Annotated in this window: 15 protein-coding genes; 8 read left to right on the top strand and 7 right to left on the bottom strand. The window is 65.5% G+C overall.

The window, feature by feature from the left end; translation table 11 throughout:
• The first annotated feature begins 64 nt into the window (after nucleotides 1–64).
• Nucleotides 65–652 (top strand): TetR/AcrR family transcriptional regulator, encoded by a 588-nt coding sequence (locus ACL02S_RS13520; protein ID WP_412802713.1) that lies wholly within the window; start codon nucleotides 65–67, stop codon nucleotides 650–652.
• Between the two features lie 56 nt (nucleotides 653–708).
• Here ACL02S_RS13520 and ACL02S_RS13515 read toward each other — a convergent pair whose 3' ends face one another.
• From ACL02S_RS13515 to ACL02S_RS13505, 3 genes are all read right to left on the bottom strand, one after another.
• Entirely contained in the window at nucleotides 709–1155 is a 447-nt protein-coding gene (locus ACL02S_RS13515) for an SRPBCC family protein (RefSeq protein WP_412802712.1), read from the bottom strand.
• Between the two features lie 56 nt (nucleotides 1156–1211).
• Nucleotides 1212–2540: an alpha/beta-hydrolase family protein gene (locus ACL02S_RS13510; RefSeq protein WP_412802711.1), complete on the bottom strand. Its 1329-nt coding sequence runs from the start codon at nucleotides 2538–2540 to the stop codon at nucleotides 1212–1214.
• 77 nt (nucleotides 2541–2617) lie between these two features.
• A complete protein-coding gene (locus tag ACL02S_RS13505) occupies nucleotides 2618–3412 on the bottom strand; it encodes a hypothetical protein (RefSeq protein WP_412802710.1) in 795 nt (264 codons plus the stop codon).
• 166 nt (nucleotides 3413–3578) lie between these two features.
• Between ACL02S_RS13505 and ACL02S_RS13500 the strand changes: the two genes are divergently transcribed.
• Nucleotides 3579–4799 carry a sensor histidine kinase gene (locus ACL02S_RS13500; protein WP_412802709.1) on the top strand — a complete coding sequence of 407 codons (1221 nt, stop codon included), beginning with the start codon at nucleotides 3579–3581 and terminating at the stop codon, nucleotides 4797–4799.
• A 126-nt stretch (nucleotides 4800–4925) separates the two neighbouring features.
• A complete protein-coding gene (locus ACL02S_RS13495; RefSeq protein WP_412802708.1) occupies nucleotides 4926–5591 on the top strand; it encodes a response regulator in 666 nt (221 codons plus the stop codon).
• Here ACL02S_RS13495 and ACL02S_RS13490 read toward each other — a convergent pair.
• From ACL02S_RS13490 to ACL02S_RS13475, 4 genes are all read right to left on the bottom strand, one after another.
• A complete protein-coding gene (locus tag ACL02S_RS13490) occupies nucleotides 5578–6483 on the bottom strand; it encodes a serine hydrolase (protein ID WP_412802707.1) in 906 nt (301 codons plus the stop codon). The genes ACL02S_RS13495 and ACL02S_RS13490 overlap by 14 nt on opposite strands.
• Nucleotides 6484–6695: 212 nt before the next feature.
• Nucleotides 6696–9188: an FtsX-like permease family protein gene (locus ACL02S_RS13485; RefSeq protein WP_412802706.1), complete on the bottom strand. Its 2493-nt coding sequence runs from the start codon at nucleotides 9186–9188 to the stop codon at nucleotides 6696–6698.
• Nucleotides 9185–9895, bottom strand: a complete 711-nt coding sequence (locus tag ACL02S_RS13480; protein ID WP_412802705.1) for an ABC transporter ATP-binding protein — start codon at nucleotides 9893–9895, stop codon at nucleotides 9185–9187. Before ACL02S_RS13480 ends, ACL02S_RS13485 begins: the two co-directional genes overlap by 4 nt.
• A gap of 98 nt (nucleotides 9896–9993) precedes the next feature.
• Complete coding sequence (locus ACL02S_RS13475) at nucleotides 9994–10281, bottom strand: hypothetical protein (RefSeq protein ID WP_412802704.1); 288 nt, start codon at nucleotides 10279–10281, stop codon at nucleotides 9994–9996.
• A 125-nt stretch (nucleotides 10282–10406) separates the two neighbouring features.
• On the opposite strand from ACL02S_RS13475, the gene ACL02S_RS13470 reads away from it, so the two are divergent.
• From ACL02S_RS13470 to ACL02S_RS13450, 5 genes are all read left to right on the top strand, one after another.
• A complete protein-coding gene (locus ACL02S_RS13470) occupies nucleotides 10407–11723 on the top strand; it encodes a sensor histidine kinase (RefSeq protein WP_412802703.1) in 1317 nt (438 codons plus the stop codon).
• Nucleotides 11720–12415 (top strand): response regulator, encoded by a 696-nt coding sequence (locus ACL02S_RS13465; RefSeq protein WP_412802702.1) that lies wholly within the window; start codon nucleotides 11720–11722, stop codon nucleotides 12413–12415. The genes ACL02S_RS13470 and ACL02S_RS13465 overlap by 4 nt, the downstream gene beginning before the upstream one ends.
• A 69-nt stretch (nucleotides 12416–12484) precedes the next feature.
• Nucleotides 12485–14380: a protein kinase domain-containing protein gene (locus tag ACL02S_RS13460; RefSeq protein WP_412802701.1), complete on the top strand. Its 1896-nt coding sequence runs from the start codon at nucleotides 12485–12487 to the stop codon at nucleotides 14378–14380.
• 167 nt (nucleotides 14381–14547) lie between these two features.
• Nucleotides 14548–15438: a serine hydrolase gene (locus ACL02S_RS13455; RefSeq protein WP_412802700.1), complete on the top strand. Its 891-nt coding sequence runs from the start codon at nucleotides 14548–14550 to the stop codon at nucleotides 15436–15438.
• An 82-nt stretch (nucleotides 15439–15520) separates the two neighbouring features.
• Nucleotides 15521–16555, top strand: a complete 1035-nt coding sequence (locus ACL02S_RS13450) for an ATP-dependent 6-phosphofructokinase (RefSeq protein WP_412802699.1) — start codon at nucleotides 15521–15523, stop codon at nucleotides 16553–16555.
• Nucleotides 16556–16597 lie beyond the last annotated feature (42 nt).

Here is a 16597-nt window from a genome sequence, read left to right as displayed (position 1 = left end):
TGCTCGGTTCCTCGACCCCTGTCAAGACGAGACGTATCGTCTCGAATTCTGCTATTGTGGCGAAATGGTCGACAATCCTGCTGCCGCGCGGCGCAGTGTGCGGGCGCGCGCGGCGATCCTTGCCGCTACTGCCGAATTGATTCGTGAACTGCCCTATGCGAAATTGGGCATCGAGGCCATCGCGGCGCGTGCGGGTGTCGGTAAGCAGACCATCTATCGCTGGTGGCCGTCGAAGGGGGCGGTCGTATTCGACGCTATGCTCGAATCCGATTCCGGTCCTTCGGGCCTCGCTCTGCCCGATACCGGTGATATTGCCGCCGATCTGCGCGAACTGCTGCGCGGTTCGGTCGCAGCTCTGGTTGACCCCGGCTTCGACTCTTTTCTCCGTGCCATGTACATCGAGATCCAACAGGACCAGGAGTTGGCTGTCGCGTATCGCGAACGTCTCCTGCTGCCACAGCGCCGCGCTATCGCCGACCGGCTCGCTGTGGCTGTCGATGCGGGAGAGCTGCGTGCGGGCCTGGACCTCGGACTTGCTGTCGATCTGCTGCTCGGCCCGATTCAAACCCGATGGTCATTGGGTCTGGGTGGGCTCACCGAGGCGTATGCCGATGCGGTTCTCGATGCCGCACTGATCTATCTGCGCGCATGAGTTCCCCTGTTCCTGGCAATGCCTCCGTATTCGATTACTACGGGGCCGTGCCGCGCTCAGGCGGTGGATAGCGATTCGGCTTGTTTGCGGATTCCCTCGGTCATCTCGCTGAAGCCGCGACGCAGATTCTTGCCGAGGAGTGCGACGACCATCGGATGGAGCCATCCACCGAGTTCGAAATGCGATTCGTAACGGGTGCGGTTGTCGGGGAGTGGCGTCACGGTATGCGAGCGCAGGCTGTGCAGCGCGCCGAGGGGGAGTGGCTGCATCGCGTAGCTGAATTCACGCCCAGGGGTGTGTGAGCGGATCCATTCGCGCTGCTTACGCGGGCCGGAGCCGGAGACGTGGACGAGCATATCGATCGGCTCACCGGGTACCAGGGAACTGTGACACTGCGAAATGAGGGTGTTCCATTCGCTGTAACGCGGGAAGTCGGTGATCACTCGCCATACCAGGTCGGTGGGTGCGTCGATATCGGCGGAGCGGTCGATGCGGAAGGCCATGGGGGAATTAGAACACGTTCCACCAGGATTGTGTATGGGGTACCACGTAGAACCGGTCAGCAGTCCGCCATGGCGGTGCCCTGATCGGTATCGTAACGGTGGCCGTGGCCACGGGGAACGTCGAGCGCGGCGAGCAGGTCGGCAGTGGTCTGTACGAAGCCGAGTACCGGAAGCCATGGGGGGACCGGAGCGTCGATACGAGCGCCGGTCAGGTCGGGAGCGCGCCACAGCAGGTTGAGCGACCAGTGGAGTACCGGATCGGAGCTGTTGGCCAGTACGGTCGCGCCGCGGCGATGCACGCGATTGTCCGGTGGCCCGGCCCAGAGGACCGCGCAGGTTCTCCGGTCCTGCTCGGTGTCGTCGGTGAACACGGCAGTGCCGCCGAGTGCGCCGAGGCTCTGGCCGTACAGGTACAGCTTCGGTTTATGTGTCAGGCTCCGCAGGTGATGTTCTACAGCGTCGAACAGGCTGCGCGCGGTGGCTGCCGCGGCATCTCTGTCGAACAGGAACGCCGCCCAGCTCGGCAGATAGGAATACTGCAGTCCGACCAACGCGACATCGCCGTCGAAGCGCCGATCCAAACCCGCTACGGCGGTCGCATCGATCCAGCCGGACCCGGTCGGTATGGTGACGACAAGATGTGCGCGGGTGAAGCCGCCGGAACGCTCCAGCTCCCGGATCGCCAGCGCGACACGACTGTCCAGGTCCGGCGCCGAGTTCACCCCGATATAGACCGGCACGATGCGAGCGGGTGCGCTACTGACGAACTTGCGTCCCTCGGCGCCCAATGACGACCAACTCACCGCCGATCCGGCGCTACCTGATCCGGCATAGGAAACCGGCTGTACCACAGTGGGATCCAGCTCGGCATTCGCGCTCGCGTATACCGACTTCCGCCATTCGGTCAGGGTGGGTGCGCCGATGAGCGACAGCAGCAGCGCCGTAACGACAGCCGTCGACCTTCCGCGTCTCCCGCCGATTGTGTGCAATACCCAGAGGATCGAACGTACGGCGCCGATGAGCAGTCCGATCACCAGTGCCGTACCGATCACCCATCGCACCCAGTAATCCGCTTCGATCTGCGGTACACCCATTGCCGCGCGCAGTCGGTTCTGCCAGTGTCCCGCATATGCCGCTGCGCTCACGACCAGTACCGCCGTCGCGATCATCAGCGGTAGCCGCATCCGTTCCTGCCGTTGCGATGGGGCGATACCCCAGTATCGCAAGGCGGCTCGCAGGACGACTGTCATACCGAGGGCGAGCACGGCGAGTAGACCGGACAGTACCGCCTGTGCGCTGGGCGTGCGGGGGAGTAATCCGGGTGTCAACGAGGCCACCGTGCCGACCCCTATCCCGAGTGTCGTGCTGATTCGTGGCAGTGGCATCCGCCGGAATGCAGCGCGTAGTACGGCGATGCCATGGGGACGTGCATCCCGAACCGTAGGGCCGGACGGTGACACGGTCATCGTTTCCTCCCCACCGTGGCGGCGGTGTGCGGCGGGAAGGCAGGACGTGCGAGTCCACGTCGTCGGATGTATAGGAGGAGAACAGCGCTCAGTCCCGCCGATACAGCAGCTAGTAGCCCGAGTGGCTTCCTGCTTGCCGTCGGATCGGAACCTGCGGCGCCGAGCAGTGATTCGGCGATCGGCACACCGTAATCCTGGCGCCGCGAGTTGAGATCGACGGCGGTACTCGCGATCGCCGCCATGACCTCGCAGCGGGTGCGGGAGAACGGGGCAGAGCGGGCGGTGCAGGCTTGCTGCATGCGCAGGCCGAGCGTGAGATCGAGCGCCCGACGTGCCCATGGCCCCAGCGGTCCACCGCGCTGATCGGCATAGCGCAGCAGGTCATAGCCGAGATCATGGGCTTTGCACGCGGTGTCGAACTCGGTGGGCAGTGGTACAGGGGTAGAACAGCTGCCTCGTGGGTTGACGACGAGCCCGTCCACCATGCTCGGGCGGTAACCGAACGACGTGATGAAGTCCGCCGGGAGGACGAGTTCGCCGGGAACGCCCGTGGTGAGTTCGGTGACGGCGGCGCTTGCCTGCCTGTTCTCTGCCGGTGTGACCACTGCGGTGGCCTGCGGCACGGGGATGAGGACCATGGTCGCCGCTACAGCAGTCGCCGCCGTGGTCGAGGCCAGTCGGCGCCACCGGTGTCCGTGCTCGGAAGAGTGTGTGGTGCACGGTATGTGGTGTTCTGCGGAGAGTGCGGAGGTGCGCCGGATCGTCGGTCTCACACCGGTCGGTGTCTTCATGGCGACGACGTTAGGAATCCGATTCGCGGCGCTACCTCACGCTCGGGGAGGGCTTCGCGGCCGTGCTGCCGAGGGAGGCCACATGCCCTCTCATACCGGAGTACGGGGTCGCGATCACCCGTGCGGATGAGGTCGTGGTGAGCTCGGAGTTCCTACTGTCGTAGGCATGGACCGATACATTCCTCCCTTGGCACGTCGGTTGACCGGCCGTGGGTGGTTCGATCTCGGCACGGTGCTGGTCGCGCTGATCTGGTACGCGGTAGCCTGGCCGACGCTGCATCTGACCCATGTGGTGCCGGTCGCGGCGCAGCCTCTCATCGCGGCGTCGGCTGCCTTCCCAGTGCTGCTCGTGCGGATCAATCCGGCCTTGGGCTGGGCTATCTCGGCAGGTTCTGCGCTGGTGATCGCGTTGGCGATTCCGCATCAGCCGAACAATGAGCTGCCGTTCCAGGTCGTGCACGTGCTCTGCCTGCTGGTGCTGTTGTTCGCGGTGGCGCTGCGCGCGCCTGGGGCGATCGTGGCGATCGCCTTGACGACGACCGCACTGCTGTTCGGGACGACTATGCAGGGTGAACAAGAGGCGGGCGCGGATACCGCGTTGGGCTGGCCGGTCGCGCTGGCGGTGCTGGTGTTGTTCGGTCTACTCATCCGCAAGCTCGCGCTGTCACGGCGGCAGTTGTTACGTCAAGAAGAGGAAAATGAGCTGGAGCGGGCCCGAAGGGCCGTTCTGGAGGAGAAGGCCCGCATCGCGCGGGACCTGCATGATGTGGTCGCCCATCACATGTCCTTGGTAGTGGTACAAGCGCAAACCGCGCCATACCGGGTCGAGGGCATCACCCCTGGTGCGCGCGCGGAGTTCGAGTCCATCGGCGCTACGGCGCGCGCGGCGCTCAACGAGATCCGCGGCATGCTCGGCGTGCTGCGCAGTGACGGCCGGCTTCCCGAGCACGCACCGCAGCCGAAGGCGGCCGATGTGATCGATCTTTTCGAAGGCGCCCGCCGCGCCGGGGTCCACATCGAGTGGACGGTGGAGGGCTCGCTGGATGCGATTCCCGCGACTACAGGCCTCGCGCTCTACCGCATCGCCCAAGAGTCACTGTCCAATGCCTCCCGGCACGCTTCGGGTGCGTCGGTCCAGGTGGATATCGCCGTACATAGCGCGGATCTACTGCTCATCGTCGGAAACGGGCCTGGCGGCAGTGCGCGTTCGATCAGTAACGGTGGCCACGGTATCGAGGGTATGCGGACGAGGGCAGCGGCGGTCGACGGTGACCTCATGGCAGGTCCGCGCGACGACGGCGGTTTCGAAGTCCGAGCTCGTCTTCCGTTCGCCGTGCCGGATACCGACACCATCGCTTTGCGGGCACACACCGACTCGGAGCTGTGAGTATTCGTGAATCCGGCGCCTTCGGCGCAGCGCGCGCCGAGTACGGCAACCAGGAACTGGGTCATCCGATCCGTGCAGGCCGATTCAAGCGAAGGGCTGTGATGTGCGGGGAATTAGGGTGAGCGGGTGGCAATTACTGTGTTGATCGCCGATGACCAGGCGATGGTCCGGCAAGGGTTCGGCGCGCTGTTGGCGGCTCAACCGGATATCAGCGTGTTGGGTGACGCGGCGGATGGGAAGGCCGCGGTAGCCGAGGCCAAGCGGTTGCGCCCGGATGTCGTGCTGATGGATGTGCGTATGCCGGAGATGAATGGATTGGACGCAGCCCGCGCTATCCTCGCCGCCGGGTTCGACCCGCCGGTCCGCCTCTTGATGCTCACCACCTTCGATATCGACGACTACGTCTATACCGCGTTGAGCCTCGGTGCCAGTGGATTCCTGCTCAAGGATGCTCCTGCCGAGGAGTTGGTGCGCGCGGTGCGCGTGGTCGCTGCTGGACAGGCGCTGCTGGCGCCTACTGTCACCCGCAGACTCATCGCTGATGTCACCCGCCGCCGCAGTGCCCTGCGCACCATGCCGATGTCGGAACTGGCCACGCTGACTCCGCGCGAGCGAGAGGTGCTCGAGCTGATCGCCAAGGGCCTGTCGAACTCCGAGATCGCCGAGACCCTCTTCGTGGCCGAGCAGACTGTGAAGACCCATGTATCCAAGGTCTTCTCGAAGTTGAACCTGCGTGATCGCGCTCAAGCGGTGGTGCTGGCCTACGAGACCGGGCTGGTCACTCCGGGCTGATCGGCTGCGACGGTGGGCAGGACCCGCCGTTCAGTTCGTGCAGATGACGGCCGAGCAGCTCGCTCAGCCGGCTCAGGATCGCGGTGGAGTCGGCGAATGTGCCCGAATCGGCCTGTGCGGCCAAGGCGACGGCGACTGTTCCGGACAGGGCCGGGACCAGGCCGAACTGCCGGACGGTGTAGACGCCGGTCGTATCGTCCGGTCCCCAGCCGCCTTTGAACGCGGTTCCGGCCAGAACACCGAGGCCCCACGCCTGATCAGGTGTGATCGACGCCATCATCTCGGGAACCCGGTGCGTTTCGGGCAAGCACGGCAGCTGAGCGGCGAACCGGACCTGGTTGGCCAGTGTCCATTCGGTCCCACCGAAGGCGGTGTAGTTCAGCATGGTGTGTTCCACGCCCGCGGCGCCGGTGCTCGCTTCATCCAGTACAGCTTGGACAGCGGCGGCGGCCTCTCGGCTGTTGCCGAGCGACCACCACAGTGCTTCGGCAGCGCTGTTGTCCGATGCCGTGATGGCGGCCTCGGCCAGGTGGACGATCCATTCGCGATGGTCGTGCCGCAGTGCGGCGATCGCCAGTGGAACTTTGATGGTCGACCATGCGATGCCGCTGTTCCAGTCGCCGAAGAGCGCCATCTGCCCGCCGCCGACCGGCATGATCGCCATGCCGACCGTTCCGGCCAGCTCCGGTTGCAGGTGGGCGAAATCAGCGGCTAGTACATCGGACAAGGTCACAGGGGGCTCCGGCATAAAGGGGCCCGCGGCTTCGATGGCTACGGCGGGTGCCTCGGTTACTCGGCGTTCGCTGGGAAACAGCGCACAGGAGGTGAGCGTGAGCAGCGTCGCTAGCGTGGCTATGCCGCGTAGCACCGAACCGAATCCCGTCGACCTCACTACCGAGTCCTCCCTACCACCAGTCGCGAGGGCTCGCTGTTCGTCGGCGGTGCGATGAGCTGATCGTTCCGTTCGGTTGGTGACCGAATGGAAGGCATCGTCACCCGGGCACCTGACGGCGGCACAAGGACGATTCCCGGACACAGTCTTACGGATTCTCGCCGAGAATTCGAAATATCCTGGCCAGGAAGCGATGTGGTGAGCGCCTTGGCTCAGTCGACCGCTAGTGCCTCGATGACAGGCATCTTGGCCGCGCTTATCGCGGGCGGAATCGACCCGAGTAGCGCCAGCAACAGCGCCAGCGCCCCGTAGACAAGCATTGCCGGGCTCAGCTGATAGGCGATATCGATGGTCATAGCGTGCCCGATGGCGATCGAAGACAGGTACTCCTCCCCGGCGCCGAGGAGCAGTCCCATTGTCGCGCCGACGATTCCGATGCCTGCCGCCTCGGCCAGTACCGAGCGTGTCAGGAATTTACGTCCGGTGCCCATGGCGCGCAGCACAGCGAGCTCTCTGCGGCGGTCGAGCACCGAGAGCATCAAAGTGTTCAGTAGTGCGACCGCGGCGACCAACACGACGATCCAGAGGATGGCATTGCTCAGTACGGCTCCCTGCCGAATGCCCGCCGAGGCATCGCGCGCCGCCTGGGCGCCGGTTACGACGTTCAGGTCCGACGGCAGCACCCGGCGTATCGCCGCGAGCACAGCGGCGTGGTCGGCATCTGGCGCCATAACCACCCCGAGAATAGTTTCGCCGGGGCGCTCGTACCAGGTGCGCATCGTGTTCAAGTCCATCATCACTATGCCCGCGATCGCCGAGAAGTAGGGGATCACCTGCAGTACTCGTACAGTGTGTGGCCCGGTGGGGGTGGGTAGCGTCACTTCATCGCCCGCGCTCACGTCCAGTGCGCGCGCCACATCGCGGGAGAGCACCACACCCTTGCCGGTAGCCAGCTGTGCCGCGTTTTCTTCGGTGACCAGTCGCAAGGCCGATCCGCGAGAACTCGGTGGATAACCTTGCAGCATAACGAGATTGGTTCCCAGGGTAGCAAAGGCCATCTGCCCGGAACTGACGTTTTCGACACCTGGTACCGCCGCGACTTTGCCCTTCACATCCGCGGGCAGCAACGGTCCGGTCGGGAACTGATCCAGAGTTGTCGAGCTGATGTAGGCATCGTTCTCGCTCAGATAATCGAAGCTCGCACTGGCCGAGTCGACCATATTGTTCGTGGCGCCACTGACACCGACGACGGCCGAGACACCGATCATCACGGTTATCACCGTCGTCCACACCCGGGTGGGCGCGCGTTCCAGAGTGGTCGCGCCGAGCGCACCGGGGGCGCCGAACCATCGTGTGATGCTTGCGGTAGCCCGCACGATCGAATCAGTGGCGGCGTAACTCACCATGACCACGGCGATGAATATGATCGGGATGGTAGCCAGTGAATAGCGGCCGAGATCGCTGCGTGCGATCGGGAGCGAGGCGATTGCCAATCCGATGCCTCCAACCAGGCCCACCCAGCGCAGCAGCGGGCTCGTGGTATCGGACCGGCCGACCCCGACGGGGACCAGTGCCTCGATGGGCTGGACCCGGTACACCTGGCGCGCGGCGATACCGCCCGCGAGCACAGTGGTGAGTACACAGGCCGCGACCGTGAAGGGGATCACATACCACGGCATCAGATAGGTGATGCGGGCATCCACCGACTGCAGGATCGCGGCGGGCAGGACACCGATCGCCAGACTGCCCATGAATGTGCCGATCAGCGCGCCGATCAGCCCGCCGACCACACCGAGCAGCGCGGCCTCGGCCAGGAGATCACGCACCATCGGTCGCCGTTTGCCCCCGATGGCGCGTAGCAGCGAAAGCATCGGCCTGCGTTGAGCGATGGCCATGCTCATCGCGTTGTAGATGAGGAACGCGGAGACGACCAGCGCGGTGGCCGAGGCCATCGTGGTGGCGTACAGGACAGCCTGCACCGGGCCGCTCGCCTGCGCGGCGCGCAGGCTCGGATCGGCGACCACCGCGCGGCCGTCCACCGTCGTGGTGAGTGCCGCTTGCAACTGCGCGATATCGGTGCCCGGGGTGGGGACGATCTCTACCGAATCCAGCCGTCCGGTTCGGCCGGTGATCTTCTGTGCGAGCCCGAGTGATGTCGCGATGAGGTGTCCGTCGTTGAGTTTCCGGGAAGTCTCGGAATCGAAGACACCCGCCACTGTGACCGTGGTATCGCCCAGGGTGAACCGCTCGCCCTCGGAGCGACCGACCCCGGTGCCGACCAGCACGCCGTTGGGCACTGCTAGCAGTTTCCCCGCCATGGCGGTCAATGGCGCGGCCAATTCGCTGTCCAGCGCGCTGATGTTCGGGTTGGCGCCGATCAGCAGTTCCTGATCGTCGTCGGTACTGATCTGTGCGCGCAACATCGGCACTGCCACCGCGACGCCGGGAGTAGCCGCGATCTGCCCGAGCAATTGCTGATCGAAACCCGCGTCGGTGATCCCGGTGACCTCCAGTTGTGCTTTGCCGCCGAGGGCCTCGGCCAGATCGTTCACCGAGGCGGTGATCGAGCCGGAGATGCTGAGCACCGCGACCAGCAGTGCCGCCGAGACGGTCATTACGGTCACCGATAGCAGGGTGCGAACGCGGTGGATGAGCAGCTCGCCGATGTTGAACAGTCGCAGGCGGTCCCACGCGGCGCCGATCATACGTTGACCGTCCGTTCGGTCTCATCGCTGACGCTGAGCCTGCCGTCCAGCAGGGTGACCATCCGGTCGCAATGCGCCATCGCGGCGTTCATATCGTGGGTCACCATCACCACCGAGTTCCCGGATCCGCAGATCTCGGCGAGCAAATCCAAGATGGTGGTGCCGGTTTTGGAATCCAGGTTTCCGGTGGGTTCATCGGCCAGGATCAGCGGCGGGTCCATGATCAGCGCTCGCGCGACCGCGACCCGCTGCATCTGGCCGCCGGACAGCTCGGCCGGTCGGTGTTCGGCTCGTTCGGTGAGGCCGACGCGGTCAAGTAATTCCAGTGCGCGTGGTTTGGCCTTGCGTAAGCCGATACCGTCCAGCAGCTTCGGGACCGCGACATTCTCCCAGGCCGAGAGGGTGGGCAGCAGGTTGAAGAACTGGAAGACGAAACCGACCTTGTGGCGGCGGAACTCTGCCTGCTGCTCCTCGTTCAGTGCGCCGATCTCCTCGCCCTCGAACTGGATCGAGCCTGCGTCGGGCCGGTCCAGCGCACCGAGTAAATGCAACAGAGTGCTTTTACCGGAACCGGACGGGCCGATGATCGACGTGAATTCACCCGGATGGAGACACAGGTCGACTTCATCGAGTGCGCGGACGGTTTGGTCGCCGACTCGGTACTCCTTGGTCACCCTGGATAGTTCCAGCATTGTCGGCTTCGCCATCGCTGTCCCTCGCTTCGTTCGGCCATTCGTCCGCTGTTCGGTCTCGACCCGAATCCGTGCTATCGAGCGCTGATCTCCGGCGCGTGGTGGCGGCGACGCTATGCGCCGGGCACCCCGCGCAGTATCGGTTGCCGCGTGGTCTGCGCTCGGTAGACCTCGGCCATGGTGAGCTTCTGGTCGAGTTCCGCGTCGAAATGGATGTTCCAGCGATAGCGCAGCAATCCCTTCACGCCACCGACAGGCCTGCCCGTACCGGAGATCCCGGGGAAGAGATCGGGATCAGCCGGGTCGATCCTCGTGCCGGTGGGCCCGGCCGGGGTGCTGTCGGTGTGAGCGTGTGGATCCGCTTGGGACATGACTGCCTTCCGCAGAGAACTAGTGCTCATGCTACCGAGGCAACAGCCGGATCGCCTTCGTGCCAGGGACCGGAATACGGCTCCTACCACGGTAGGAGCAATAGCCCCATCGCAGGGTGATGCGCCGCTGCCCGCGCGGCGATTAGCCTGACAGAATGGGTGTGATCGGGGTCGCGGAACCGGGGCCGCGGCGGCTCGGGCGCGTTCGCGCTGTGCTGTCGCTGGTGCGGTTGTCGCGGGTGCGGCAGCGCGGCCTCGGTTATTGGCGCGATTCGGTTGCGGCGGTGCGGCGCAATGCCGAGCAGTTGCCGTTCGATTACCCGCTGTCGGTCGTCATGAGCGCCTATCTGGCCGTGGTCGCGATCGCGACCGCGGCCGCGGTGCAGCGCTACAGCTACTTCCCGACCGTGCTTCCGTTCATCGCGGTGCTGCTGACGTATGTTTCCGGTCCGCTGTACGCGTTCTTCACCATTCTGCCGCGCCCGCTGCTGCTCGGACTGCTGGCCATGGCATCGGAGACGTTGTTCCTCGCGCAACCTGTCGATATCGACTTCGCGCCGTTTCTGCTGGTGTTCGCCGCGGGTGTGGTCGGGGCGCTCGCGTCGAAGCGGGTGAGCATTCCGCTCACGGCGGCGATGCTACTGCAACTGGTCGTGTTCGCCGTGGTCGGTCAGGCGCCCAAGGGACTGGCGATGTACTCGGTCGGCATCGTATTCGGCTGGATGGCGGGGCTGATGCTGCAATATCAGCGCCGCTTCCTCTACCGGGAACGTGAGTATCAGGAGGTGCGCGCGCTACAGGCCGCCGATGAGGAGCGCCGTCGGATCGCGCGGGAGGTGCATGACGTGATCGCGCACTCGTTGAGTGTCACATTGCTGCATCTGACCGCGGCGCGGCACACCCTGCAGACCGACCGTGATGTGGACGAGGCGGTGGCGGCGTTGACCGATGCCGAGCGACTCGGTAGACAGGCAATGGCTGATATCCGCCGCACGGTCGGCCTACTCGACGCGCGGCGGTCCACGTCTGTTCCGGAGCCGGGGGTGGAAGACATCGAGGATTTGGTCGGCGACTTCGTCCGAGCCGGGCTGGACGTGCACTGGACATGCGAGGGTGACTTCGCCGCGGTGTCGCCCGCGCTCGGGCTCGCGCTGTACCGGATCGGGCAGGAGTCGCTGGCGAATGTCGTCAAACACGCGCACGGTGCGTCCGCGAGTGTCCGGCTGGTAGTGGACACGGCTGTGGTGACGCTGACTGTGGACAACCCCCTGCCCGTCGGGCTACCCGCACAGCGCGGTACGGGGATGGGCATTTCCGGTATGCGACAGCGTGCCGAGTTGCTCGGTGGCCGGATGACCAGCGGCCCGTCCGGCTCCGGATGGTCGGTCCGGGCGAGCATTCCGCTTATCCCCGACCGGGGTGGCTGGTCACGCCCATTGGCCGGAGCCGCGCAGGCACCGGAGGGAATATGACCGCGTCATCGCCGGGCAGCGGTACCGACACCGTGACCGTCCTTGTCGTGGACGATCAGGAACTCGTACGTGGTGGCTTACGCCGTATCCTGCGTCGACGGGATGGATTCGTGGTGACCGAATGCGCCGATGGTGACGAGGTGCCCGCCGCGGTAGCAGAGTTCCGTCCCCATGTGGTGCTGATGGATCTGCGCATGAAGCGCGTCGGCGGTATCGACGCGACCCGGATGCTGCGGGCGGTCGGCGGGGCCCCGCCGGTCCTTGTGCTCACCACTTTCGACGACGACCAGCTCCTTTCCGGTGCGCTGCGGGCAGGAGCCGCCGGGTTCATCCTCAAAGACGCCCCCGCCGAGGACCTCATCCGCGCGGTGCGAACGGTCGCCTGTGGCGGAGCGTGGCTCGACCCGGCGGTCACCGGTCGCGTGCTGTCGGCCTACCGCACGGTGCGCCCGGCCCGTACCGGCTCCGATACCCGGTTATCCGAACTGACCGCCCGCGAGTACCAGGTGCTCGAATTGATCGGGCGCGGCCGGGTGAATTCGGAAATAGCTCATGAGCTCGGTGTCTCGGAGGTGACGGTGAAAAGCCATATCGGACGGATCTTCAGCAAGCTCGGGTTACGGGATCGCGCCGCGGCTATCGTGTTCGCGTTTGACCAGGGGGTAGTGGTACCAGGAGAATCCACGCTGTGACGGGCAGGCTCCGGTTGCGTACCGCGCGAGCTCGGTGTGCTCCCCGCCTGGGATGTGGAGGATAACGGGGTGCAGGAGGGAACTGGGCCGAGGACCGGAACGCGGTTCGGGCCGTACGAACTGCGGTCCTTGCTGGGCAAAGGGGGGATGGGGGAGGTATACGAGGCGTACGACACGGTGAAAGACCGGATGGTCGCGGTCAAACTGCTGCCGGACGAATTCGCCCAGGACCCGATCTACCAGGTACGTTTCCGGCGCGAGTCGCAGGCCGCGGCCCGGCTGGCCGATCCGCACGTTATCCCGATCCACGATTGGGGCGTGATCGACGGTGTGCTGTTCATCGATATGCGACTGGTGCGCGGTGTCGATTTGCGTACGCTGCTGCGTAGCCAGGGACCACTGAGCCCGGCGCGCGCGGTCGGCATCATCGAACAGATCGCTGCCGCGCTGGATGCCGCACATCGGGCCGATCTGGTGCACCGGGATGTGAAGCCGGCGAACATCCTGGTCACGGATGCGGATTTCGCGTATCTCGCCGATTTCGGAATCGCGCATACCGAGGGTGACAGTGCCGTGACCCTGGTCGGCATGGCCATCGGCTCCTATATCTATATGGCCCCGGAGCGCTTCGATACCGGGCCGGTGACCGGCCGTGCCGACGTGTACTCGCTGGCCTGCGTATTACACGAATGTCTGACCGGAGCGACCCCGTTCCCCTCGGCCAGTATGAGCGTACTGATCAAGGCGCATCTGACCGATCCGCCGCCACGCCCGAGTGCCGGTGCGGACGGTATTCCTCCTGCGTTGGACGAGGTCGTCATCCGCGGTATGGCCAAGGATCCGGCCGACCGCTTCCCGACCGCGACCGCACTGGCCAGGGCCGCGCGCGCCGCGCTGACTCCGGTATCACCCGCTGAGCCGACTCTCGTGGTGCGCGCGCCCGACCGGCCCCCGACTTCCGGTGGGCCGGTCGTCCGCGGCGCGGCTGTCGCGGCGGAATCCACGGGAGAGCTGTCGATTCCCGCGGTGATCCGCCCGAGCGAGGCCACCGTGGTCCGTCCGACGGAAACCCAGTTCACCCCACTCCAGCCCGCGAATGAGCCAGAGGGCCCGCGCCCGTCGCAGCCGTCCGCGGCGGGACTACCGCCGATGCGCCCATTCCCCGACGCGCATCTGTATCCGGAAACCCAGGCATACCTGGACTCGGCGGCTGCGCGGGCACAGGGATATCCGGCACCGGCGTATCCGCAGAACTACACCGATTCCGCGGCGCCGACGTACGCTCCGGATCACGGTTATCCGCCGGGCCCGGTCGGCTACCAGGTACCGCGGTCCGGTTATCCGGTTCAGGAGCACGAGCAGTACGACGGTTATCCGGCCCGGTCCGGCTATCCGGAGTACGGCCATCCCGAGTACGGCTATGACGAGATGCCGCCCCCACCGTCCCGCACCGGACGCTCCATCGCACTGCCCATCATGGTCGCTGTGCTCGCCATCGTCGCGTTGACCGTCGGCGGCGCGATCGTCTGGCAGACCTTCGGCTCCGGTTCGGCGGAGACGACCTCCGCTGAACCGATGTCGGAGGGGGCGGTGCCGACAACACGCCCTCGCCTCCGGACAATGCCTCCGGCAGGTTCACCCACTACGCCCGATGCACCCCCTCCGGTCGAGCCACCAGCGGTCACCCTGCCCGTGGGTGCCACACCCTGCGGGCAGGGCGGGGCGGCCGCAGGGGGCTTCAGCCGTTCTGCCGCCGGTACCACCGTGACCAGCTGTCCGTTCGCAGAAGCGGTACGCCGGGCCTATGCCGATAGCGCCGAGCCACCGAATACGGCCGGTAACGCACCACGCACGGTGGTCGCGACCAGTCCGGTCACCGGCCAGACCTACACGATGAAATGCCGGACCGAAGATCAGCTCGTTATCTGTACCGGCGGCAACAATGCGGTGGTGTACGTCTATTGACGTATGGCGTAGACAATGCAGCGGTTTTGTCGGGCAGCGGTATCCCGTGATCGCCGCTGCCCGCATCCGGTCGAGGTGGGCGATCGGCCCGAAGCCCCAGTACCGTGTCGGGACGCCCTGCCGACACGAAAGCCGGGCGGAATTCGCAACGAGGAATGTATCGAAGTATGTCTGCTGACCGATTTCGTAGAGCTCGAAATATCCTGGGTTGTGCGGCGGCCATCGCCCTGCTGGTCTCCGGCTGCGGGGCCGACCGCGCGCTGGAAACGGTGCCGAGTACGGCGGAAGTCACCGCAGCCGAGCCGCGCACCGATCAACAAGGCCTGTCCATCATCGTGCCGGGTACATTGGCAGCCAGTTATGCGGAGCTGGCGGCCAATGTATCCGGGCAGCTCGGTATGGCGATCATGCCGGTCGGCGGCGAGCAGGCGGTGACCTTCGGTGACTGGACCAGCGGACCTGCGTGGTCGACGATGAAGGTGCCGTTGGCCATCGCCGCGCTACGCCAGAGTTCGAGTATCTCGAACTACACCGTATCGTCGGCGATCACCGCCTCGGACAATACCGCCGCCGATGTGCTCTGGCAGTCACTCGGTGGTGGTGAGGCGGCGGCGCAGGCAGTACAAGCGGTGCTGCGCGAAGGTGGGGACAACACCACCGTGGTACCCGCTGCCCGTTCTCGTTCCGAGTATTCGGCCTTCGGGCAGGCCGACTGGTCGCTGGTCGATCAAGCGCGATTCGCCTCGCGGTTGCCCTGCCTGCAGCAGTCCGGACAGGTCACCGAGTTGATGGAACAGGTCATATCCCGTCAGCGCTGGGGTCTCGCCGAGTTCGACGGAGCCCTGTTCAAGGGTGGTTGGGGACCCGACACCAGAGGCGATTACCTGGTGCGGCAGTTCGGGATCATCACCGTTCCTTCGGGGCAGATCGCGATCGCGATGGCGGTGCGGCCGGATTCCGGGGTATTCAACGACGGCATGAAGATCCTGAATACACTGGCCGCGGTGGTCGCCGAACATGCGGATGAGCTGTCCGGCGGGCGCTGCCCGGCCGGATGAGAACAGCTGTCCCTGGCACTGTTACCCAGCGTTCACCGGGTCGGGGCTGCCGAGATCGACCGTGGAGGGCAAGATAGCGGCCATGCGCATCGGAGTCTTGACCGGAGGCGGTGACTGCCCAGGCCTGAACGCGGTTATCCGGGCCATCGTCCGCACCGCGAACGGCCGCTACGGAGACGCGATCGTCGGTTTCGAGGACGGCTGGCGCGGCCTGCTGGAGGACCGGAAGATCCGGATCCACAACGATGATCGCACCGACCGCCTGCTGGCCAAGGGCGGCACCATCCTCGGTACCGCGCGCACCAATCCCGACGTGCTACGCGCAGGCCTCGGCCGGATCAAGCAGACCCTGGACGACAACGGTATCGAAGCGCTCATCCCGATCGGCGGCGAGGGCACGCTCACCGCGGCGAGCTGGCTGTCCGACGAGGGCGTTCCGGTAGTCGGTGTGCCGAAGACGATCGACAACGATATCGATTGCACCGATGTCACCTTCGGCCACGATACTGCGCTGAGTATCGCCAGTGAGGCGATCGACCGGTTGCACACCACCGCCGAATCACACCAGCGCGTCATGCTGGTCGAGGTGATGGGCAGGCACGCGGGCTGGATCGCGATCAACGCGGGTGTGGCCGCTGGCGCGCATCTGACTCTGGTTCCGGAAGTCCCGTTCGATGTGGACGAGGTGTGCACCATGATCAAGCGGCGCTTTCAGCGTGGTGACAAGCATTTCATCTGTGTCGTCGCGGAGGGATCGCATCCGGCGCCGGATCGTGGATTCGCGTTGCGCGAGGGCGGTATCGATGAATTCGGCCACGAGCGGTTCACCGGCGTCGCACAGCAACTCGGTGTTGAGATCGAACGGCGCATCGGCAAGGAGGTCCGCACCACTGTGCTCGGTCATGTGCAGCGCGGTGGTATCCCGACACCCTACGACCGGGTGCTGGCCACCCGTTTCGGCTTGCATGCCGCCGAGGCGGTACACGCGGGCCGATTCGGCCAGATGGTCGCGTTGCACGGTACCGCCATCGAGCTCGTCCCGCTGTCGGAAGCTACCAAGCAGCTCAAACGGGTGCCCGAGGAACGTTATCGTGAGGCGGAGGCGTTCTTCGGCTGAATACGTCGGATTCGAGTCACCGAATCGCCAGAGTGCTACCGT

The organism is Nocardia spongicola (genome assembly GCF_047200775.1).
Taxonomy (GTDB): domain Bacteria; phylum Actinomycetota; class Actinomycetes; order Mycobacteriales; family Mycobacteriaceae; genus Nocardia.
This window is presented reverse-complemented; position numbering and strand designations above follow the sequence as displayed.

Bases quoted from the DNA above. Each gene is read 5' to 3' on its own strand.
- ACL02S_RS13465 (WP_412802702.1), top strand. From the start codon at position 11,720: ATGACCGCGTCATCGCCGGGCAGCGGTACCGACACCGTGACCGTCCTT.
- ACL02S_RS13505 (WP_412802710.1), bottom strand. From the start codon at position 3,412: ATGAAGACACCGACCGGTGTGAGACCGACGATCCGGCGCACCTCCGCA.
- ACL02S_RS13520 (WP_412802713.1), top strand. From the start codon at position 65: ATGGTCGACAATCCTGCTGCCGCGCGGCGCAGTGTGCGGGCGCGCGCG.
- ACL02S_RS13470 (WP_412802703.1), top strand. From the start codon at position 10,407: ATGGGTGTGATCGGGGTCGCGGAACCGGGGCCGCGGCGGCTCGGGCGC.
- ACL02S_RS13500 (WP_412802709.1), top strand. From the start codon at position 3,579: ATGGACCGATACATTCCTCCCTTGGCACGTCGGTTGACCGGCCGTGGG.
- ACL02S_RS13515 (WP_412802712.1), bottom strand. From the start codon at position 1,155: ATGGCCTTCCGCATCGACCGCTCCGCCGATATCGACGCACCCACCGAC.
- ACL02S_RS13480 (WP_412802705.1), bottom strand. From the start codon at position 9,895: ATGGCGAAGCCGACAATGCTGGAACTATCCAGGGTGACCAAGGAGTAC.
- ACL02S_RS13485 (WP_412802706.1), bottom strand. From the start codon at position 9,188: ATGATCGGCGCCGCGTGGGACCGCCTGCGACTGTTCAACATCGGCGAG.
- ACL02S_RS13450 (WP_412802699.1), top strand. From the start codon at position 15,521: ATGCGCATCGGAGTCTTGACCGGAGGCGGTGACTGCCCAGGCCTGAAC.
- ACL02S_RS13475 (WP_412802704.1), bottom strand. From the start codon at position 10,281: ATGAGCACTAGTTCTCTGCGGAAGGCAGTCATGTCCCAAGCGGATCCA.
- ACL02S_RS13455 (WP_412802700.1), top strand. From the start codon at position 14,548: ATGTCTGCTGACCGATTTCGTAGAGCTCGAAATATCCTGGGTTGTGCG.
- ACL02S_RS13510 (WP_412802711.1), bottom strand. From the start codon at position 2,540: ATGCCACTGCCACGAATCAGCACGACACTCGGGATAGGGGTCGGCACG.